Source organism: Stenotrophomonas sp. 109824_Sma, assembly GCF_056480025.1.
This window is the reverse complement of the sequence record NZ_CM151078.1, coordinates 1,712,305-1,732,363: the sequence shown is the minus strand read 5'-3', so window position 1 is coordinate 1,732,363 and position 20,059 is coordinate 1,712,305. Positions and strand designations below refer to the sequence as shown.

General features: G+C 67.4%; 21 protein-coding genes. 8 read left to right on the top strand and 13 right to left on the bottom strand.

What is annotated here, in order from left to right; translation table 11 throughout:
* Positions 1 to 33: 33 nt before the first annotated feature.
* From lolD to ACZK1G_RS08085, 9 genes are all read right to left on the bottom strand, one after another.
* On the bottom strand, positions 34 to 747 hold the full coding sequence (lolD, locus tag ACZK1G_RS08125; protein ID WP_014036806.1) for a lipoprotein-releasing ABC transporter ATP-binding protein LolD: 714 nt from the start codon (positions 745 to 747) through the stop codon (positions 34 to 36).
* A complete protein-coding gene (locus ACZK1G_RS08120; RefSeq protein ID WP_014036805.1) occupies positions 740 to 1,981 on the bottom strand; it encodes a lipoprotein-releasing ABC transporter permease subunit in 1,242 nt (413 codons plus the stop codon). The genes lolD and ACZK1G_RS08120 overlap by 8 nt, the downstream gene beginning before the upstream one ends.
* Before the next feature lie 23 nt (positions 1,982 to 2,004).
* Positions 2,005 to 2,454 (bottom strand): hypothetical protein, encoded by a 450-nt coding sequence (locus ACZK1G_RS08115; protein WP_049445481.1) that lies wholly within the window; start codon positions 2,452 to 2,454, stop codon positions 2,005 to 2,007.
* Entirely contained in the window at positions 2,405 to 2,653 is a 249-nt protein-coding gene (locus ACZK1G_RS08110) for an FAD assembly factor SdhE (RefSeq protein WP_005409080.1), read from the bottom strand. Before ACZK1G_RS08110 ends, ACZK1G_RS08115 begins: the two co-directional genes overlap by 50 nt.
* Positions 2,654 to 2,751: 98 nt before the next feature.
* A complete protein-coding gene (locus tag ACZK1G_RS08105; RefSeq protein ID WP_005409079.1) occupies positions 2,752 to 3,537 on the bottom strand; it encodes a succinate dehydrogenase iron-sulfur subunit in 786 nt (261 codons plus the stop codon).
* Positions 3,538 to 3,603: 66 nt separating this feature from the next.
* Positions 3,604 to 5,394: a succinate dehydrogenase flavoprotein subunit gene (sdhA, locus tag ACZK1G_RS08100; RefSeq protein ID WP_049445482.1), complete on the bottom strand. Its 1,791-nt coding sequence runs from the start codon at positions 5,392 to 5,394 to the stop codon at positions 3,604 to 3,606.
* 31 nt (positions 5,395 to 5,425) lie between these two features.
* Entirely contained in the window at positions 5,426 to 5,812 is a 387-nt protein-coding gene (gene sdhD / locus ACZK1G_RS08095) for a succinate dehydrogenase, hydrophobic membrane anchor protein (protein WP_049400952.1), read from the bottom strand.
* Positions 5,809 to 6,201 carry a succinate dehydrogenase, cytochrome b556 subunit gene (gene sdhC / locus ACZK1G_RS08090; protein ID WP_024958620.1) on the bottom strand — a complete coding sequence of 131 codons (393 nt, stop codon included), beginning with the start codon at positions 6,199 to 6,201 and terminating at the stop codon, positions 5,809 to 5,811. The genes sdhD and sdhC overlap by 4 nt, the downstream gene beginning before the upstream one ends.
* A 56-nt stretch (positions 6,202 to 6,257) precedes the next feature.
* On the bottom strand, positions 6,258 to 6,428 hold the full coding sequence (locus tag ACZK1G_RS08085; RefSeq protein ID WP_005409075.1) for a DUF1674 domain-containing protein: 171 nt from the start codon (positions 6,426 to 6,428) through the stop codon (positions 6,258 to 6,260).
* 39 nt (positions 6,429 to 6,467) lie between these two features.
* On the opposite strand from ACZK1G_RS08085, the gene ygfZ reads away from it, so the two are divergent.
* A complete protein-coding gene (ygfZ, locus tag ACZK1G_RS08080; RefSeq protein ID WP_101765271.1) occupies positions 6,468 to 7,343 on the top strand; it encodes a CAF17-like 4Fe-4S cluster assembly/insertion protein YgfZ in 876 nt (291 codons plus the stop codon).
* Positions 7,344 to 7,499: 156 nt separating this feature from the next.
* On the opposite strand, the gene ACZK1G_RS08075 is transcribed toward ygfZ, so the two are convergent.
* The gene (locus ACZK1G_RS08075) at positions 7,500 to 8,582 is read right to left on the bottom strand and encodes an ABC transporter ATP-binding protein (RefSeq protein WP_014036801.1); all 1,083 of its coding nucleotides are present in this window, start codon (positions 8,580 to 8,582) and stop codon (positions 7,500 to 7,502) included.
* Between the two features lie 352 nt (positions 8,583 to 8,934).
* On the opposite strand from ACZK1G_RS08075, the gene zwf reads away from it, so the two are divergent.
* The 5 genes from zwf to eda all read left to right on the top strand — a co-directional run bounded on the left by zwf (position 8,935) and on the right by eda (position 14,970).
* The gene (gene zwf, locus ACZK1G_RS08070; RefSeq protein WP_049445486.1) at positions 8,935 to 10,371 is read left to right on the top strand and encodes a glucose-6-phosphate dehydrogenase; all 1,437 of its coding nucleotides are present in this window, start codon (positions 8,935 to 8,937) and stop codon (positions 10,369 to 10,371) included.
* Positions 10,368 to 11,375 carry a glucokinase gene (glk, locus tag ACZK1G_RS08065; RefSeq protein WP_049445488.1) on the top strand — a complete coding sequence of 336 codons (1,008 nt, stop codon included), beginning with the start codon at positions 10,368 to 10,370 and terminating at the stop codon, positions 11,373 to 11,375. Before zwf ends, glk begins: the two co-directional genes overlap by 4 nt.
* On the top strand, positions 11,372 to 12,097 hold the full coding sequence (gene pgl / locus ACZK1G_RS08060) for a 6-phosphogluconolactonase (RefSeq protein ID WP_049445490.1): 726 nt from the start codon (positions 11,372 to 11,374) through the stop codon (positions 12,095 to 12,097). The genes glk and pgl overlap by 4 nt, the downstream gene beginning before the upstream one ends.
* A gap of 58 nt (positions 12,098 to 12,155) precedes the next feature.
* Positions 12,156 to 14,072, top strand: a complete 1,917-nt coding sequence (edd, locus tag ACZK1G_RS08055) for a phosphogluconate dehydratase (protein ID WP_101765270.1) — start codon at positions 12,156 to 12,158, stop codon at positions 14,070 to 14,072.
* 238 nt (positions 14,073 to 14,310) lie between these two features.
* Complete coding sequence (eda, locus tag ACZK1G_RS08050; protein ID WP_049460644.1) at positions 14,311 to 14,970, top strand: bifunctional 4-hydroxy-2-oxoglutarate aldolase/2-dehydro-3-deoxy-phosphogluconate aldolase; 660 nt, start codon at positions 14,311 to 14,313, stop codon at positions 14,968 to 14,970.
* Between the two features lie 327 nt (positions 14,971 to 15,297).
* Here eda and ACZK1G_RS08045 read toward each other — a convergent pair whose 3' ends face one another.
* The 3 genes from ACZK1G_RS08045 to ispG form a co-directional block, all read right to left on the bottom strand.
* Complete coding sequence (locus tag ACZK1G_RS08045; protein WP_478448158.1) at positions 15,298 to 15,945, bottom strand: response regulator; 648 nt, start codon at positions 15,943 to 15,945, stop codon at positions 15,298 to 15,300.
* Positions 15,946 to 16,146: 201 nt separating this feature from the next.
* Positions 16,147 to 16,896: a phosphatase PAP2 family protein gene (locus ACZK1G_RS08040; protein WP_101765269.1), complete on the bottom strand. Its 750-nt coding sequence runs from the start codon at positions 16,894 to 16,896 to the stop codon at positions 16,147 to 16,149.
* Positions 16,877 to 18,142 carry a flavodoxin-dependent (E)-4-hydroxy-3-methylbut-2-enyl-diphosphate synthase gene (gene ispG, locus ACZK1G_RS08035; protein WP_087922229.1) on the bottom strand — a complete coding sequence of 422 codons (1,266 nt, stop codon included), beginning with the start codon at positions 18,140 to 18,142 and terminating at the stop codon, positions 16,877 to 16,879. The genes ACZK1G_RS08040 and ispG overlap by 20 nt, the downstream gene beginning before the upstream one ends.
* Before the next feature lie 114 nt (positions 18,143 to 18,256).
* Here ispG and ACZK1G_RS08030 point away from each other — a divergent pair, with 114 nt between their 5' ends.
* Together ACZK1G_RS08030 and ACZK1G_RS08025 are read left to right on the top strand one after the other, a co-directional pair.
* Positions 18,257 to 19,483, top strand: coding sequence for an ATP-binding protein (locus ACZK1G_RS08030; RefSeq protein WP_049447253.1), 1,227 nt, complete (start codon positions 18,257 to 18,259; stop codon positions 19,481 to 19,483).
* Positions 19,480 to 20,049, top strand: a complete 570-nt coding sequence (locus ACZK1G_RS08025; protein ID WP_049447255.1) for a response regulator transcription factor — start codon at positions 19,480 to 19,482, stop codon at positions 20,047 to 20,049. Before ACZK1G_RS08030 ends, ACZK1G_RS08025 begins: the two co-directional genes overlap by 4 nt.
* Positions 20,050 to 20,059: the final 10 nt, after the last annotated feature.

Here is a 20,059-nt window from a genome sequence, read left to right as displayed (position 1 = left end):
TTCAGGCGCCGGGAGGCGGCCGTTGCCGGCCGCTCAGACGTCGGCGTGGGCCAGTGCGTGCAGGCGCCCTTCGCGCAGCTCCAGCACCCGGTCCAGGCGCCGCGCCAGGCTGCGGTCGTGGGTGACCAGCACCAGGCTGGTATGGCGCGCGCGGTTGAGTTCCAGCATCAGCTCGAACACGGTGCCCGCGGTGCGGTCATCCAGGTTTCCGGTGGGCTCGTCGCCGAGCACGCAGGCCGGATGATTGACCAGCGCACGTGCCACCGCGGCACGTTGGCGTTCGCCGCCGGACAGCTCGCCCGGCTTGTGGTCCAGGCGATGGCCGAGGCCGACCGCTTCCAGCAGCGTGGTGGCCCGGCTGCTCGCTTCGGCCACGGCGGTGCCGGCCAGCAGCACCGGCATCATCACGTTTTCCAGCGCGGTGAACTCAGGCAGCAGGTGGTGGAACTGGTAGACGAAGCCCAGCGCCTGGTTGCGCAGCAGGCCACGCGCGGTGTCCGACAGCGCCGACATGCGCTGGCCGGTCACGTAGACCTCGCCCGCAGTCGGAATGTCGAGGCCACCCAGCAGGTGCAGCAGCGTGCTCTTGCCGGCACCGGAAGCACCGATGATCGCCACGGTTTCGCCGGCGGTCACGGTCAGGTCCAGGCCATCGAAAACCGGGGTCTGCATGCGCCCTTCGGCGTAGGTCTTGCCCAGTGCTTCGGCGCGGATCACTTCATCGCCGCGGTTGAAGACCTTATTCATAACGCAGGGCCTCCGCCGGCTGGGTGCGTGCTGCCCGCCAGGCGGGATAGAGGGTGGCCAGGAAGCTCATCAGCAGCGCGACCACGGTGATCGCCACCACGTCGCCGGTCTGCATGTCGGTCGGCAGGCCGGTGATGTAGTAGACGTCCTCCGGCAGCAGCTTGACGTTGAACACGCTCTCGATCGCGCCGAGGATGCGTTCCAGGTTGAGGGTCAGGGTGATGCCGCCGATCAGGCCGGCCAGCGTGCCGAAGATGCCGATCAGCGAGCCCTGCACCATGAACACCTGCATCACCCCCCCCGGGGTCAGGCCCAGCGTGCGCAGGATCGCGATATCGGCCTGCTTGTCGGTCACCAGCATCACCTGCGAGGACACCAGGTTGAAGGCGCCCATGGCGATGATCAGCGACAGCAGGATGCCCATCACCACCTTCTCCATGCGCAGCGAGTGGTAGAGATTGGCGTTCTGCTGGGTCCAGTCACTCACGCGGTACGCACCGCCAAGGCTCTGCGCCAGGTCCACGCCCACTTCCAGCGAGCGGTCCATGTCGTGCAGCTTCAGCCGCACGCCGGTGGCACCGTCGCTGCGCAGCACGCGCTCCAGGTCCTGCATGTTGGCGAAGCCGACGCCGCGGTCGACCTCGTTGTAGCCCGCCTCGAAGATGCCGCTGACGGTGAAGCGTTTCATTCGTGGTACCGCGCCGGCAGGCGTGCCCTGCACTTCGGCGAAGGTCACCAGCACCTGGTCGCCCACGTCCACGCCCAGCCAGATCGCCAGTTCCTTGCCCAGCAGCAGGTTGAAGCTGCCCGGCGTGAGGCTGTCATAGCTGCCCTTGGTGACCTTCTTGTCGATCACAGACACCTTCGGCTCCAGCGCCGGATCGATGCCCTGGATGATCGCGCCCTGCACGCGCGGGCCGCTGATCATCGACTGGATCTCGATGTACGGCGCGGCACCGGCCACGCGCGGATCCTTGCGGGCGATGTCGACCACGCGCATCCAGTCCGGCATCGGCTCGCCGTCGCGGCTGATGGTGGTGTGGGCGGTCATCTGCAGCAGGCGGCTGCGGATTTCCTTCTGGAAACCGCTCATCACCGCCAGGGTGGTGATCAGCACCGTGACGCCGAGCGCGATGCCCAGGATCGATGCCATCGAGATGAAGGAGATGAAGCCGTTGCGGCGCTTGGCGCGCAGGTAGCGCAGGCCAATGGCCACGGGAATGGGTTTGAACATGCAGGCACGCCGGTCAATTCAGCTTATGGTGCCATCGTACGGGGCCGACGGGAAACGGCACGTGCGGCCACGGCCAGTCGCAGTTCACGTCGCTGCCCGGAATCGAGCACATCGGGCCAGAACAGCAGGCGCCGGCGGCGCCGTTCCTCACGCCAGAGCAACAACAGCCATGGGCCACGCACGACGAGTTGTGGTGCATCGGCGTCCTGCCCGGCCACCTGCAGCGGCTCGGGCGGTACCGGCAGAAGCACCGGCACGCGTGGCCTGCGCTGGCGCCAGGCCAGTTCGGCCAGGCCCACGCACCAGGCCAGCACCACCGCGGGCATCAGCAGCCGTGAAGGCAGATCCGATGCGCGCAGCAGCAAGGGCGCAGCCAGCAGCACCGCCAACTGGGCGGCGGCCTGCAGCCGCGAGGGGCGCCACTCAAGGCTTGAGGGCGAGGATCTTCTGCATGAGGGGGATCGCGTGCGCATGCGGGCAGGCCTCGTAGCCCATGAACCAGCGCCACAACTTATCGTCCTCGCAGTCGAGCAGGAACAGGAAAACCTCGCGCTCTTCGGTCGGCGCAGTGCTCCACTCGTGGTCCAGGTAACGGCCGAACAGCTGATCCAGCTCACGCATGCCGCGGCGGCAGCGCCAGCGCAGCTTCTTCAGCAGAACATCTTCTTCCATCGTGTTTCTCCAGATACAGCAAAGCCACGCATGGCGTGGCTCTGCTGGGGTGGCAAAGCCACGCGTGGCGTAGCTCTACCGGGTACAGCCGGGCCCGATCAGGCGCGGCGTTCCATCATCAGCTTCTTGATCTCGGCGATCGCCAGCGCCGGGTTCAGGCCCTTCGGGCAGGTCCGGGCGCAGTTCATGATGGTGTGGCAGCGGTACAGCTTGAACGGATCTTCCAGATCGTCCAGGCGCGCACCGGTGTCCTCATCGCGCGAGTCGATGATCCAGCGGTAGGCCTGCAGCAGGATCGCCGGGCCCAGGTAACGCTCGCCGTTCCACCAGTAGCTCGGGCAGCTGGTCGAGCAGCAGGCGCACAGGATGCACTCGTACAGGCCATCCAGCTTCTTGCGGTCTTCCGGCGACTGCAGGCGCTCACGGTCCGGCGGTGCCGGAGTCTGGGTGCGGATCCACGGCTTGATCGAGGCGTACTGCGCGTAGAAGTGGGTCAGGTCCGGAACCAGATCCTTGACCACGTTCATGTGCGGCAGCGGGTAGATCGGCACTTCCTTCTTGCCGCAGTCCGAGATGGCTCGGGTGCAGGCCAGGGTGTTGGTGCCGTCGATGTTCATCGCGCACGAACCACAGATACCTTCGCGGCACGAGCGGCGGAAGGTCAGGGTCGGGTCGATCTCGTTCTTGATCTTGATCAGGGCGTCCAGGACCATCGGGCCGCAGGCGTCCAGATCGACTTCATAGGTATCGGTGCGCGGGTTGCTGTCGTCGTCCGGACTCCAGCGGTAGATCTTGAAGGTGCGCACGTTCTTGCCGCCGTTCTTGACGGGGAAGTGCTTGCCCTTCGTGATCTTGGAATTCTTGGGGAGTGAAAACTCGGCCATGGCTGCTCTCGTTGGCTCAGGCGGCCCGCGCCCGTGGGCGCGGATTGCATGGTAGGCGGGGTCGGATCAGTACACGCGCGGCTTCGGCGGCACCACGGACACGTCGTCGGTCAACGTGTACATGTGCACCGGACGGTAGTCGAAGCTGCACTTGCCCTTCTCGTCGACGCTGACCAGGGTGTGCTTCTGCCAGTTGACGTCGTCGCGGTCCGGATAGTCCTCGTGCGCATGCGCGCCGCGGCTCTCCTTGCGCTGTTCGGCCGAGTTGATCGTCGCCACCGCGTTGAGCAGCAGGTTGTTCAGCTCGTAGGTCTCGATCAGGTCCGAGTTCCAGACCAGCGAACGGTCGGAGACCTTCACGTCCTGGAACGAGTCGAAGATCTTGTCCATCTTCTCGCAGCCTTCCTTCAGCGTCTGACTGGTGCGGAAGACCGCCGCGTCGGCCTGCATGGTGCGCTGCATGCGATCGCGGATGACCGAGGTCGGGGTATCGCCGTTGGCGTGGCGCAGCTTGTCCAGCAGGCCCAGCGCCTTGTCGCAGGCATCGGCCGGCAGCGGCTTGTGCGAAGCGCCCGGCTTGATGGTCTCGGCGCAGCGGTTGGCCACCGCACGGCCGAACACCACCAGGTCCAGCAGCGAGTTCGAGCCCAGGCGGTTGGCGCCGTGCACGGACACGCAGGCCGCTTCACCGATGGCGTACAGGCCCGGCACCACCGCATCCGGGTTGTCGCCGACCTTGCGCACGACTTCGCCGTGGTAGTTGGTCGGGATGCCACCCATGTTGTAGTGCACGGTCGGGATGACCGGGATCGGCTGCTTGTGCACGTCGACCCCGGCGAAGATGCGGGCGCTCTCGGCGATGCCCGGCAGCTTCTCGTCGATCACGCCCGGGCCCAGGTGGGTCAGGTCGAGCAGGATGTGGTCCTTGTGCTCGCCGACGCCGCGGCCTTCTCGGATCTCGATGGTCATCGAACGGCTGACCACGTCGCGCGAGGCCAGGTCCTTGTAGTGCGGTGCGTAGCGCTCCATGAAGCGCTCGCCGCTGCTGTTGCGCAGGATGCCGCCTTCACCGCGGACACCCTCGGTGATCAGGCAGCCGGCGCCGTAGATGCCGGTCGGGTGGAACTGCACGAACTCCATGTCCTGCATGGCGATGCCGGCACGCATGGCCAGGCCGCCACCGTCGCCGGTGCAGGTGTGCGCCGAGGTGGCGCTGAAGTAGGCACGGCCGTAACCGCCGGTGGCCAGCACCACGCCCTGGGCGCGGAACAGGTGCAGGGTGCCGTCGGACATGTCCAGCGCCAGCACACCGCGGCAGGCGCCTTCGTCATCGAAGATCAGGTCGAGTGCGAAGTACTCGATCATGAAGCGCGCATCGTGCTTCAGCGACTGCTGGTACAGGGTGTGCAGCATCGCGTGGCCGGTACGGTCAGCCGCCGCGCAGGTACGCTGCGCCGCCGGGCCTTCGCCGTACTTGGTGGTCATGCCACCGAACGGACGCTGGTAGATCTTGCCTTCGGCGGTGCGCGAGAACGGCACGCCGTAGTGTTCGAGCTCGATGATGGCCGGGATGGCCTCACGGCACATGTATTCGATGGCGTCCTGGTCGCCCAGCCAGTCCGAACCCTTGATGGTGTCGAAGAAGTGGTAGCGCCAGTCGTCCTCGCCCATGTTGGCGAGTGCGGCCGAGATACCGCCCTGGGCGGCAACGGTGTGCGAACGGGTCGGGAAGACCTTGGTCAGGCACACGGTCTGCAGGCCCTTGGCGGCCAGGCCGAACGTGGCGCGCAGGCCGGCGCCGCCGGCGCCGACCACGACCATGTCGTACTTGTGTTCGGTGATCTTGTAAGCGGACATCTAATCTGGATTCCTGTGTTGGTGCCTGGGCTCAGGCAACGCCGAGGGCGATGCGGCCCACCGCAAACACACTGACGATCATGCCGAGCACGGCGACGAACTTCACCGCGGTCTGCAGCACCAGGGCCAGCAGCGATTCGTGGATGTAGTCTTCCAGCACGACCTGCATGCCGAGCTGCGCGTGCCAGAACATGGCGATCAGCAGGCCGATCAGCGGCACGGCGTTCCACGGCTTGGCCACGGCGGCGGCGGCGGTCGCGTAGTCCGAGCCCAGCAGGCCCAGCACGAAGACCAGGAACCAGATGCCCAGTGCCACCAGGGCGGCGGCGGTCAAGCGCTGGTGCACGAAGTGCTCGGTGCCGGTCTTGGCCGAGCCAAGGCCGCGCACGTTCTTCAACGGGGTACGGAACTTGCTCACGCGGCACCTCCGAACATCACATAGGCCCACACCAGCAGGGTGATCACCAGGCTGCCGATGACCGACAGCCAGCTGCTGCGGATGAAGGCGGGGATGCTGAAGCCGATGGCGAAGTCCTGCACCACATGGCGGATGCCATTGCACAGGTGATAGGCGAACGACCATGTCCACGCGAACAGGAACACGCGGCCATACCAGGCCCCGGCATGGCCGGTGAAGCAGTTCCAGGATTCGGGCCCCATCATCAGGGCCAGCAGGCCGGCGGCGATGATGAGGGCACCAACAGACAGAAAGACGCCAGTGGCTCGATGCAGGATCGAGGTGGCCATCTGAATCTGCCAGCGATACACCTGAAGGTGCGGGGAAAGTGGGCGTTGTCTGGTCGCCATTCGCTGGGCTCGTTGTCTCGGCTGGGCGGCACGCGGCCGCGTTGGCTCAATGCTGATCAGAAATCGATGCAGCGTCCGTTTTTCTCCCAATCGCCATACCGCACCGGATCAAGTCCGCCGCGGCCGCCGAATTCTTCTGCTTTTTCCTGTTCCACGGGCACGGGTGCCGCGGGGACCAGCGGGGCTTCAGATTCGTCGTCGGGAGTGGGGGTTGTTTGGCCTATCATGTTCGGTCTCGCAACGCACAAATTTTAGACCTCGTTCACGTGCCTGACAACCTGCCCCCTGCTTTCGTCGGATATCCGCGCCTGCCCGGCCACCAGCTGCTGAGCCTGCAAGGCCCGGATGCGGCTGTCTTTGCCCACGCCCAGTTCAGCAGCGATGTCACCGCCCTGCCCCTGCAGCACTGGCAGTGGAGTGCCTGGCTGAGCGCCAAGGGCCGCACCCTGGCGGTGTTCCAGCTGCTTCGGCTGGCCGACGACCACGTGATGCTGGTACTGGCCGACGGCGATGCCGATGCGATTGCGTCGCAACTGCAGCGCTTCGTGTTCCGCCGCAAGGTGAAGGTGCAGGTGCGCAGCGATCTGGCGGTGGCCGGCGCGTTCACCGCACCCGAGGCCGCCAGCGGCGCCGCCATTGCGCAGACCGCAGGAGACGGCTGGGAGCTGGACCTGGGCAGCGATGCCCTGCCGCGCACCCTGCGTATCGGCAGCGCCGATGCCTTCGCCGCCGGCAGCGAAGCTGATGAGGCCGCCTTCACCCTGGCCTGGCGCCAGGCCGACCTGCGCTACGGCCTGCCGCGGCTGGACGAAAGCCAGCGCGAAGTGTGGACCCCGCAGCAGCTCGGCCTGGACCGCCTGAACGGCTACAGCGTGAAGAAGGGCTGCTATCCCGGCCAGGAAATCGTCGCCCGCACCCACTTCCTCGGCAAGGCCAAGCGCGCGGTGCAGCTGCTGCATACCGCCGCACCGGCACGGGCCGGCGATGGCGTGCAGCAGGACGGCGCGGCGCTGGGCACGATCGCCAGCGTGGCCGGCGACCTGGCGCTGGCGGTGCTGCCGCTGGAGGCCAGCGACGCTGATCTGCAGGTGGGCGACGCGGTGGCGCAGCGCATGCCGCTGCTGGACGGCTTGGCGCGCTGAATCCGGTGGGTTCTCATCCACGCATGGCGTGGATCTACTGAACCCGGTGGGGGCGGACCGCTGGTCCGCACGCCTTCGGTGAATGAATGGTAGTGCCGGCCGCTGGCCGGCAACCACGCATGGTTGAGGTTGCCGGCCAGCGGCCGGCACTACCGCTTACAGGCGCTCGCCGGTTTCCGGGTTGAAGAAGTGCAGGCCCTGCGGGTGGATCGCCACGCGGATCTGCTCGCCCACCGCCGGCAGCGCCTGCGGCGCCACGCGCATGGTCAGCGCATGCTGGCCACTGCTCAGGTTGACGAAGATCTCGTTGCCGACCGGTTCGATGCCTTCAATGCGTGCGACGAACGCATGCGCATCATCGGCAGCCGCCGGTTGCAGGTGTTCCGGACGCACGCCCACCGCGATCGGCTTCTGCAGCCATGCCGGATCGATCGTGGCCTGGCCCAGCGGTGCGCGCCATTCGCCGTCGACCACGGTCACGCCGCCGGCATCGCCCTGCAGCGTGCCACGCAGCACGTTCATCGCCGGGCTGCCGAGGAAACCGGCCACGAACAGATTGGCCGGGCGGTCGTACAGCGCCATCGGCGTATCGATCTGCTGGATGATGCCGTCCTTCAGCACCACGATGCGCTGGCCCAGGGTCATCGCTTCGACCTGGTCGTGCGTCACGTAGATCATGGTGGTGCCAAGCTTGCGGTGCAGCTGCGCGATCTCGGTACGCACGCTGTGGCGCAGCTTGGCATCCAGGTTGGACAGCGGCTCGTCGAGCAGGAACACCGCCGGCTCGCGCACCAGCGCACGGCCCAGCGCAACACGCTGGCGCTGGCCACCGGACATCGCCTTGGGCAGCTTGTCCATCATCTCGGTCAGGCCCAGCGTCTGCGCCGCCTCGGCGATGCGCTTGTCGATGGTCGCCTTGTCATGACCGCGCAGCTTCAGCCCAAAGGCCAGGTTCTCGGCCACGGTCATGTGCGGGTACAGCGCATAGCTCTGGAACACCATCGCGATGTCGCGGTCCTTCGGCGCAACATCGTTGACCACGCGATCACCGATGGTCAGCGTGCCGCCGCTGATCTCCTCCAGGCCAGCCACCATCCGCAGCAGGGTCGACTTGCCACAGCCGGACGGGCCGACCAGCACCATCAGCTCGCCGTCGGCGACCTCGAAGCTGGCGTCCTTCACCGCGACCTGGCCGTTGTCATAGACCTTGCGCACACCCTGCAACTGCACTTTTGCCATATCACCTATCCGGTCCGCCCGAAGCCGGGCTGTCTTTTGGGACTGCCTCGGCCCTCCCGATGGCAGTGATGATTGCGCGCCTGCCGCATGACGGCGAGCACTGCAATCGAATACAGTTGCCCATTCTGCCATGTAAACGTTTTCACGTGGCACTATCCGATGATCGGTGCGCACCGATCTGCGTCGGCGGTTGAACGAAGGTTCCGCCGAGGTAGTGGTTTCGAATGGAACGGTCTTCCGCTACCCCGGAGAACGCCCCTGACGAGCCTCGGACAGGCAGTTGCGCGGATGTCCCCCGAACCCAGCCATGAAGCGATTGACAACGATGTCACCCGGATCTGAAACTCGAGCGATGCACGACACCCTCTTCCTGTTCGGTGCCACAGGTGATCTGGCCCAGCGCTACCTGTTCCCTTCGCTGCTTCGCCTGCTTGGCGACGGCCTGCTGCCGGAGGACTTCCGCATCCGCGCACTGGCCCTGTCCGGGCATGACACCGAAGCCTTCCATGACATCCTGCGGCCGCGCCTGCAGCAGGCCATGCCGATGGCCACGCAGGACGACATCAGCGCCCTGCTGCGCCGCATCGACTACCGTTCGGTGGACCTGCGCGACGTCGACTCGGTTGCCGCCGCGGTCGCCGACCTGGTGCACCGCAAGTGCGTCAGCTACCTGGCCATCCCGCCGGGCCTGTACATCTCCACCTGCGAAGGCCTGGCCAAGGGCGGCGCCCTCGCCGCGCCGGCACGCCTGATGCTGGAAAAGCCGATCGGCAGCGACAGCGAGAGCGCCGAGGAAATCATCAGCACCATCGGCCAGTGGATCGACGAGGACCGTGTGTTCCGCCTCGACCATTACCTGGGCAAGGCGGCGGTGCAGAACCTGATCGCACTGCGCTTCGGCAACACGCTGCTGGAAGCGGTGTGGAACCGCAACTACATCGAATCGGTGCACATCCTGGTGGCCGAGAGCGAAGGCGTGGATGGCCGCGATGCCTATTACGCCCGCTCCGGCGCGCTGCGCGACATGGTGCAGAGCCACATCCTGCAGCTGCTGTGCATGGTGGCGATGGAACCGCCGGCCTCGCTGGAAGCCGACCGCATCCGCGACGAGAAGGTCAAGGTGCTGCGCGCCCTGCGTCCGCTTGATGCCAAGCACGCCGCGCGTGACAGCATCCGCGGCCGCTACACCGCCGGCACCATCAACGGCCAGCCGGCACAGGCCTACCAGCCGCCGGAAGGCAGCGACGTGGAAACCTTCGCCGGTGTCACCGCGCATATCGACAACTGGCGCTGGAGCGGCGTGCCGTTCCACCTGGTCACCGGCAAGCGCCTGCCCGAACGCACCACCCGCGTGGTGGTCACGCTGAAGCCGGTCACCCACTGGCTGTTCGAGCGCCCGCAGCGCGCACAGGCCGCACCGAACCGCCTGGTATTCCAGCTGCAGCCGCAGGAAAACATCGAACTGGGCCTGATGAGCAGCCTGGCCGGCCCGGAATGGGGCGCGCTGGAGCTGCATCCGCTGGAACTGGAACTGTCGGTGCCGACCGGCCTGCACCGCCGCATCGCCTACGAACGCCTGTTCCTGGATGCCTTCAACGGCAACCACACGCTGTTCGTGCGCGACGACGAAGTGCGTGCTGCCTGGGCCTGGATCGACAGCGTGGCCGATGCCTGGAAGGACGCCAAACTGCCGCTGGAACCCTACCCCGCCGGCCAGTGGGGCCCGGCCAACGCGGGCGAGTTCCTGCCGCAGGGCGTGGACGCGCCGGACAGCGGAGCGTCGGCATGAGTGCCAGCTCGCAGCCGGTGCTGGTCGCCGACATCGGTGGCACCAACGCCCGCTTCGCCCTGGCCGACACCTCGCTGGACGCACCGCTGCAGAAGGACAGCATCCGCGAGTACGCGGTGGCGGAGTTCCCGTCGCTGGGTGATGCCGCGCGCCACCATCTGGAACAGATCGGCGCCACGGCAAGCCGCGGCGTGTTCGCGGTGGCCGGTCGCGTGGATGGTGACGAAGCACGCATCACCAACCATCCGTGGGTGATCTCGCGCAGCCGCACCGCCGCCATGCTCGGGTTCGACGAGCTGCACCTGATCAACGACTTCGCCGCACAGGCGATGGCGATTTCACTGCTGCAGCCCGAAGACGTGGTCCAGGTCGGCGGCGCCGCCTGGGTGCCGGGCAAGCCGGGCCAGCCACGCAACTATGCGGTGATCGGGCCGGGTACGGGCCTGGGTGTCGGCGGCCTGATCCTGCGCCACGGGCGCTGCTACCCGCTGGAAACCGAAGGCGGCCATGTCAGCTTCCCGCCAGGAACCCCAGAGGAGATCCGCATCCTTGAGATCCTGTCCGAACAGTTCGGCCGCGTCTCCAATGAGCGCCTGATCTGTGGCCCCGGGCTGGTCAACATCCACCGCGCCGTATGCGAGATGGCCGGGATCGATCCGGGCCAGCTGCAGCCGGTGGACGTGACTGCCCGCGCCCTGCACGGTGATCCGCAGGCGATGCGCACCGTCGATGTGTTCTGCGCCGTGTTCGGCGCCATTGCTGGCGATCTGGTACTGACCCAGGGCGCGTGGGACGGCGTGTTCCTGACCGGCGGACTGACCCCGAAGATGCTCGATTCGCTGCAGCACTCCGGTTTCCGCCAACGCTTCGAGCACAAGGGACGCTTCTCCTCGATCATGGCGCGCGTGCCCTCGTTGGCGGTGATGCATCCCCACGCCGGATTGCTGGGCGCCGCCGCCTATGCCACCGACGCCGAACGTGACGCACCTGGAGTTGCCGCATGAGCCCCACCACCTTCCACGACGACCGCATCGAGTTCATCAACCATGGCGATGCCGATGGCTGGATCGAAGCGGTAGCCGCAGAGATGGCGCAGACCCTCAACCACGACATCAACGAAGTGGGCCGTGCCCGCATCCTGCTGTCCGGTGGCACCACGCCGGCACCGGTCTACCAGGCCCTGGCCGAACTGGACGTGCACTGGGACCGGGTGGAGGTGAGCCTGGCCGACGAGCGCTGGCTATCCCCGCAGGATCGCGACAGCAATGCCTGGCTGGTGCGCGAACACCTGCTGAAGCGCGCCGAGGGCGCCCATTTCGATCCGCTGGTGCGGATCGGCAAGCCCCTGCCCGAATGCGTGTACACCGCCAACCTGCAGGCGCAGCACAGCCAGCCGCCGAGCCTGGTGGCACTGGGCATGGGCAACGACGGCCACACCGCCTCGCTGTTCCCGGGCTCGAAGGACCTGGCCCGCGCACTGGAAAGCACCCTGCCCTACGCGGCGCTGGATGCCACCGGCTGCCCCGGCGCGAACCAGTGGCCGCTGCGCATCACCCTGACCCCGCATGGCCTGCGCCAGTGCCGCCAGCGCCTGCTGCTGCTGCGCGGCAAGCAGAAGCTGCAGGTACTGCGCCAGGCGCTGGACAGCAACGACGCCCAGCAGTACCCGATCCTCAACGCGATCAACCTGGAAGGCGCGCGCCTGCGCGTCCACTGGGCTGATTGATGTCGGCGGCGGCGCCGTGCCGCCGCTTGCCTCTCGCCACCTCGAACGCCGGTAGCCAATGAGCCTCCATCCGCAACTGCAAGCCATCACTGAGCGCGTCATCCGCCGCAGCGCCGCTTCGCGCGCCGCTTACCTGGCCGCGATCGACGCCTCCCTGCGTGAGGGCCCGTTCCGCAGCCGCCTGAGCTGCGGCAACCTCGCCCACGGGTTCGCCGCCTGTGGCGGTACCGACAAGAGCCGCCTGCGCGGCGGCGTGACGCCGAACCTCGGCATCATCACCGCCTACAACGACATGTTGTCGGCGCACCAGCCGTTCGAGACCTATCCCGAGCAGATCCGCGAGATCGCCCGCGAGCTGGGCGCCACCGCACAGGTGGCCGGCGGCGTGCCGGCGATGTGCGACGGCGTGACCCAGGGCCGTGGCGGCATGGAACTGTCGCTGTTCTCGCGCGATGTGATCGCGCAGGCCACCGCGATCGGGCTCAGCCACGACATGTTCGACACCACCGTCTACCTCGGTGTGTGCGACAAGATCGTGCCGGGCCTGCTGATCGGTGCGCTGGCCTTCGGCCATCTGCCGGCGGTGTTCGTGCCGGCCGGCCCGATGACCCCGGGCATCCCGAACAAGCAGAAGGCCGAAGTGCGCGAGCGCTACGCTGCCGGCGAAGCCACCCGCGAAGAACTGCTGGAAGCGGAGTCCGCGTCGTACCACGGCGCCGGCACCTGCACCTTCTACGGCACCGCCAATTCGAACCAGGTGCTGCTGGAAGCGATGGGCGTGCAGCTGCCGGGTGCATCGTTCGTCAATCCGGGCACGCCGTTGCGCGACGCGCTGACCCGCGAAGCGACCGAGCGCGCGCTGGACATCACGGCACTCGGCGACGACTTCCGCCCGCTGGGCCGGATCATCGACGAGCGCGCGATCATCAACGCGGTCATCGCGCTGATGGCTACCGGCGGTTCGACCAACCACACCATCCACTGGATCGCGGTGGCGCGCGCAGCCGGCATCGTGCTGACCTGGGACGACTTCGACGAACTGTCGCAGCTGATTCCGCTGCTGGCCCGCGTCTACCCGAACGGCGACGCCGACGTGAACCGTTTCGCGGCCGCAGGCGGACCGGCGTTCGTGTTCGGCGAACTGATCAAGGCGGGCCTGATGCACGGCGACCTGGTCAGCGTCGCGCGTGGCGGCATGGCCGACTATGCGCGCGAGCCCCAGTTGCGCGACGGCCAGCTGGTCTACCTGCCGGGCCTGGAACGCAGCGCCGATGACGAGGTGGTGCGCGGCGTCGACCAGCCGTTCGAACACCAGGGCGGCCTGCGTCTGCTGCGCGGCAATCTGGGCAAGTCGCTGATCAAGCTGTCGGCGGTGAAGCCGCAGTACCGCACGATCGAGGCACCGGCGGTGGTGGTCGATGCGCCGCAGGTGCTGAACAAGCTGCATGCCGGCGGCCTGTTGCCCGAGCATTTCGTGGCGGTGGTGCGTTACCAGGGCCCGCGTGCGAACGGCATGCCCGAACTGCATTCGCTGGCGCCACTTCTGGGCCTGCTGCAGAACCAGGGCCGGCGCGTGGCACTGGTCACCGACGGCCGCCTGTCCGGCGCCTCGGGCAAGATTCCGGCGGCGATCCATGTGACGCCGGAAGCGGCGCGGGGTGGTCCGCTGGCCAAGGTCCGCGAAGGTGACATGATCCGCCTCGACGGTGAGGCCGGCACGCTGGAAGTGCTGGTGGACGCGGCCGAATGGGCCGCACGCCCGTTGGCGCCGAACACGGCGCCTGCCGCGCACGACCTGGGCCGCAACCTGTTCGCGATCAACCGTCGCGTGGTGGGCCCGGCCGACCAGGGTGCGATTTCGATTTCGTGCGGGCCGGCGGCGGCCGATGGCGGGCCGTGGGAGTACGACGCGGAATACGAGCTGGGGCACGATGCCGCGGCGGCGGCGGCGCCGCATGAGGCGAAGGACGCCTGAGGGTTGAAGAGCGTTGCGGGTATGCGTTGGCGGTGAGTGTGCTGGTGGCGGCGGAGGGCAGGCCGTCGCCAGGACACGCCGTGAATACATCCCTGTAGGCTCGGTCGCGCCATCCATGGCGCGAACGGTCCTGGCGACGGCCTGCCCTCCGCCGCATCACTCTCTCCGGCGCATCGACGCCGCGAAGTGATCACTGAAAATCAAATTCAAACGCAGAAGCAAAGGCAGAAGCAGAGCTATGGGTATCGAACAACATCAGGTGAAGGCGGCGGAGCTGTTGCATGCGGCGGGCATCCTGCCGGTGGTGACGATTCATACGCTGGACCAGGCGCGTGCGGTCAGCGCGGCGCTGCTGGAAGGTGGTTTGCCGGCGATCGAGCTGACGCTGCGCACACCGGTGGCGATGGAAGCGCTGGCGATGCTCAAGCGCGAGCTGCCGGACGTGGTGGTGGGTGCCGGTACGGTGCTGACCGTTGAGCAGATGCAGCAGTCGATCGATGCGGGCGCGGATTTCCTGGTGACCCCGGGTACGCCGCCGGCGCTGGCCGATGCGCTGGCCGCCGCCCCGCTGCCGGTGGTGCCGGGCGCGGCCACGCCGACCGAACTGCTGTCGCTGTATGCGCGCGGCTTCCGCGTGTGCAAGCTGTTCCCGGCCACGGCCGTGGGCGGGCTGGCGATGATCAAGGGCCTGGCCGGCCCGGTCGCCGATCTCAAGCTGTGCCCGACCGGCGGCATCACCGAAAACACCGCCGCCGAGTACCTTGAGCAGAAGAACGTGGTCTGCATCGGCGGTTCGTGGATGGTGCCGGGCAACTGGATCGCCGACGGTGCCTGGGACAAGGTCCGCGCCAGCGCCGCCGACGCCGCCAAGATCATCAAGCGCGTACGCGGCCACTGAGCCCGACGCAACTGTAGAGCCGAGCCCACGCCCGGCTCCGCGACACGGGGTCAGAGCCCTTTCCCGCAGGGAAAGGGATCCGATCCCAGGCTATGAGCGCGCACAGCGCGCGACCCGCTCCTGCTCTTCCTTCTTCATTCCGCGGTGGACGCGCACGGAACCTGTCCGTGGCCGGGCGGATGGGTTGTGCAGGGGCGTGAGCCGCATGGATGCGGCGACCGAGCTTACATGGACGTACTTGCAGCGTCCCCTGCACAGCCCATCCGCCCGGCCAACCACCACAATCCTGCCGCACACCGCGAGGGGCTCAGCCGTTGGCCGAATCCCTCACAGCGGCCGTGCCGGATCCACCAGCCCATACTGGCTGGCCATGCGCGCCAGCTCGATGTTGTCGTGGATCCCCATCTTCTCGAACAGCCGCGCCTTGTGCGTGTTCACCGTCTTCGCGCTCAGGCTCAGGCGCCGCGCGATGTCTTCCTGGCGCAGGCCCTGGGTCAGCAGCAACGCCACTTCCAGCTCGCGCGGCGACAGGCTGTCGAACGGCGAGCCATTGCCTTCCACAGTCGACAAGGCCAGGTTCTGCGCGATGCTGGTGCCCAGATAGCGACGGCCCATGGCCACGTCGCGCACCGCACAGAGCAGCTCCTGCGCATCGCAACCCTTGCCGATGTAGCCGGCAGCCCCGGCTTCCAGCAAGCGCTTCGGCAGCGGCCCGTCTTCCAGCACCGATACGATCACCACGCGGGTGTTGCGGTGACTGCGGACGATGCGCTCGGTCACTTCCATGCCACTCACGCCGGGCAGGTGCAGGTCGCACAGCACCACGTCCGGCAGCAGCTGACGGACATCGCGCAGCGCGTCTTCACCGGTCTCGGCTTCGCCCACCACCTCGATGTCGGTCTCCCCCGACAGGATCATCTTCATCCCGGTGCGGACCAGCGCGTGGTCATCCACCAGGTAGACTCGAATCGTCATTCACGTACCTCTTCGCATGCGGCCATTGCAGGTCAAGCTAGGCAGGGCGCCGATACCCCTGCAAGCGCGTTCGAGATGCGACCCAGGCGTTCTGCCTTGCGCATCACAGTACCGCGCGTTGTGCTTGCCCCCTGTCTTGCAGAACCTGCTGCAACGAAACAACTGATCTATTACGTAGACGCCCCGAAGGGGTCATCCACGTCAATCCCCCTGTGATGATGCTTCGCTGGCCGTCGCTGGCGGCGAATCCTGACGTCGCCAAGGATGCCGGCGACTGAACATGACCAGATAGCACCCTACCACCCAAACCAGCGCGGCACACCATCCGGCCAGGATGTCGGAGGGGTAATGCACCCCCAGATAGACCCGGGAGACGCTCACCAGCAGGCTGAACGAGGGCGCCAGCACGAGCACCGGCCAGCGCCAGCGGGTGTTCCAGGCCAGCAGCACCAGGGTCACGGCCAGGGTCATCGAGCCCATCGCGTGGCCACTGGGAAAGCTGAACGTCGATTCCGGCGCGATCGATTCCCACAGGCTGGGGCGCTGGCGCTGGAAGAACTGTTTGCTGCCCATGTTCAGCAGCGCCGAGCCGACGAAGCTGACCGCCACGAAAGTGGCCTCGCGCCAACGCCGGTAGCCCAGCAGCACGCCGATGATCAGCACGTCGGCCGGAATCAGGAACCATTCGTAGCCCAGCCTGGAAATGAGCACGAAGAAGCGGTCCAGCAGCGGTGAATGCAGGCCATGCATCTGCCACAGCAGCGGCGCATCGAAATGGAACGATTCAAACTCGTGCACTTCGTCAGCCAGGGCGACGAATCCCGCCAACGGCAGCAGCACGCCACCGAACAGCAGCACCAGGCGCCAGGCATTGCGCGCCATCCAGTGGCGGAAACCGGAGGCGGACTCCGGTGCGGCGAGGATCGCGGGCTTATCCGGCGCTTCGGACATATTTGTGTTCGACGTAATCGTCGATCAGGGCGACGAACTCCTGGGCGATGTTCTCGCCACGCAGGGTCACCTTCTTCTCGCCATCGACGAACACGGGCGCGGCCGGGGTTTCACCGGTGCCCGGCAACGAAATACCGATGTTGGCGTGCCGCGACTCACCCGGCCCATTGACGATGCAGCCCATCACCGCCAGGGTCATGTTCTCCGCACCCGGGTGGTGGATCTTCCACAGCGGCATCTTCTCGCGCACATGGTTCTGCACCACCTTGGCCAGTTCCTGGAAGAACTCGGAGGTGGTGCGGCCGCAGCCCGGGCAGGCCGTGACCAGCGGCGTGAAGGCGCGCTGGCCGGTGGTCTGCAGCAGCTCCTGGGCGACGATCACTTCCTGCGTGCGCGATTGGCCCGGCTCCGGGGTCAGCGAAATGCGGATGGTGTCACCGATGCCTTCCTGCAGCAGCACGCTCAGTGCCGCCGACGAGGCGACGATGCCCTTGCTGCCGATACCGGCCTCGGTCAGGCCCAGGTGCAGGGCAAAATCGGAGCGCTGGGCCAGGTCGCGGTAAACCGCGATCAGCTCCTGCACGCCACTGACCTTGGCCGACAGCACGATGCGGTCGCGCGGCAGGCCGAGCTCCACCGCCTGCTCGGCCGAATCCAGCGCCGAACGGATCAGCGCCTCGCGCAGCACCCGACCGGCATCCCAGGGCTGCTCGCGCAGGTTGTTCTCGTCCATCAGCTTCGCCGCCAGGGCCTGGTCCAGCGAGCCCCAGTTGGCGCCGATGCGCACCGGCTTGTTGTAGCGGATCGCGAACTCGATCAACTGGGCGAACTGCAGGTCCTTCTTCTTGCCGAAGCCGACGTTGCCCGGGTTGATGCGGTACTTGGCCAGCGCTTCGGCACACGCCGGTTCGGCGGTCAGCAACTGGTGGCCGTTGTAATGGAAGTCGCCGATCAGCGGCACGTCGATGCCCATCATCGCCAGCTTGTCGACGATGCGCGGGATCGCCGCAGCGGCTTCCACGGTATTGACGGTCAAACGCACCATTTCCGAACCGGCCCGCCACAGCTCGGCCACCTGCTTCACGCTGGAGGCCACGTCGGACGTGTCGGTGTTGGTCATCGACTGCACCACCACCGGCTTGCCTCCGCCTACGGTGACCCCGCCGATCTGCACGGCATGGGTCTGGCGGCGGGGCCAGGAGGTGGCATCGGAAGGAGGAGTCGGGCGGGTGACGGCGTCGTGCATGGGCGCATTCTACCGCCCGCCCCCGCATTCCGGGTGACTCGCATTCAGCCGGTGGCACGGCTGCGGCCTATTGTCGCAGGCACGGTAGCCCGTGAACGCATACGATGAGCGTGAATGACCGGTCCCGACGCCCCGTTTCTCCGTACCCTGTGCAGCCTGCGCTGGCTTGCCGTAGGCGGCCAGGCCGCCACCATCCTGGTCGCCACCTGGGTGCTGGGCCTGCCGTTGCCGCAGCTGCCGCTATGGGCCGGCGTGGCGGTGCTGGCCCTGTTCAACATCTATACCCAGCTGCGCCCGGAAGCGGCCGACACCGCGCCGCTGACCGCGTTCGGCCACATCCTGGTGGACGTGATCATCCTGACCTGGATGGTCGGCTGGAGCGGCGGCATGGCCAACCCGTTCAGCTCGCTGTTCCTGATCCTGATCGCGCTGGCCGCGTTCGCCCTGCCCCTGCGCTGGGCACTGGCGGTGGCGTTGGCCTGCCTGCTCGGCTACGCCGCCAGCGGCATCTTCGGCCAGCCATTGCCGGACGGTTACTTCCGCGCGCAGGACCTCAATCGCTGGGGCGTGGTCGCCAACTTCCTGATTTCCGCCGCAGTGGTACTGGCCTTCTCCACCCGGCTGGCGCTGGCCCTGCGGGAGCGCGAACTGGAACTGTCGGCACTGCGCGAGCGCTTCGCCCGCAACGAGGGCATCGTCGCGCTGGCCACCCATGCCGCCTCGGTGGCGCATGAACTGAACACGCCGCTGGCGACCATGACCCTGCTCGCCGACGACGTGGCCGAGCGCAGCGAAGAGCCGGAAGTGCGCGAGGACATGGAAACCCTGCGCGAGCTGCTGGTGCAGTGCCGGGAGCGCGTGCTGGCGCTGGCTGCTCCGGCCTCGGCCGACGCACCGGGCCGCAGCCACTCCAGCGCCCAGCAGGTGCTGGAGCAATGGCGCCTGGTGCGGCCGACCATCGACCTGCACCGCAACGACGATGCGCCGCTGCGACTGCCACTCGACCCGGGCGTGGGCCATCTGCTGATGGTCCTGCTCAACAACGCCGCCGATGCCGGCGAGAAGGCCGGCCGGCCGCGCGTGGACCTGGATCTGCGCATCGAAGGCGACGACCTGATCGGCGAAGTCCGCGACTACGGCCATGGCTTCGACGCCCGTGCCGCCGTGCTGCCGGGCAAGCTGTTCGGCAGCAGCAAGAGCGAGGGCATGGGCGTCGGCCTGGCCCTGTCCCATGCCACCATCGAACGCCTCGACGGCGAGATGTGGATGCGCCCGGCCCAGGGGGCCGGCAGCCGCGTCGGCTTCCGCCTGCCGCTGGCCCCACGCGAGGACACCCCATGAGCCTTCACCATTCCACCCAAGGCCTGCTGGTCGACGACGACGAGCTGTACCTGCGTACCCTGCAACGCAGCCTCGCCCGCAAGGGGCTTGAAACGCAGACCGCACAGGATGCCGCCAGTGCGCTGGCGCTGGCCCGCCAGCATCCACCGGCGTTCGCGCTGATCGACCTGAAGCTGGGCAGCGATTCCGGCCTGGCACTGATCCAGCCGCTGCGCGCGCTGCGCGCGGACATGCGGATCCTGCTGGTGACCGGCTACGCCAGCATCGCCACTGCGGTGGAGGCGATCAAGCTGGGTGCGGATGATTACCTGCCGAAGCCGGCCACGGTGCCGATGATCCTGCGCGCCCTCGGCGAGGAAGACGACGGCCCGGCCGACGATGGCGAAATGGAAGTGCCGGACGCGATGACGCCGATCAGCCGCCTGCAATGGGAACACATCCAGCAGGCGATGCACGAAACCGGAGGGAATGTTTCGGCGGCCGCGCGCCTGCTCGGCATGCACCGGCGCTCGCTGCAGCGCAAGCTGGCCAAGCGGCCGAGCCCGGAGCGCGACCCGAGCCGGTGACGTGGTAGTG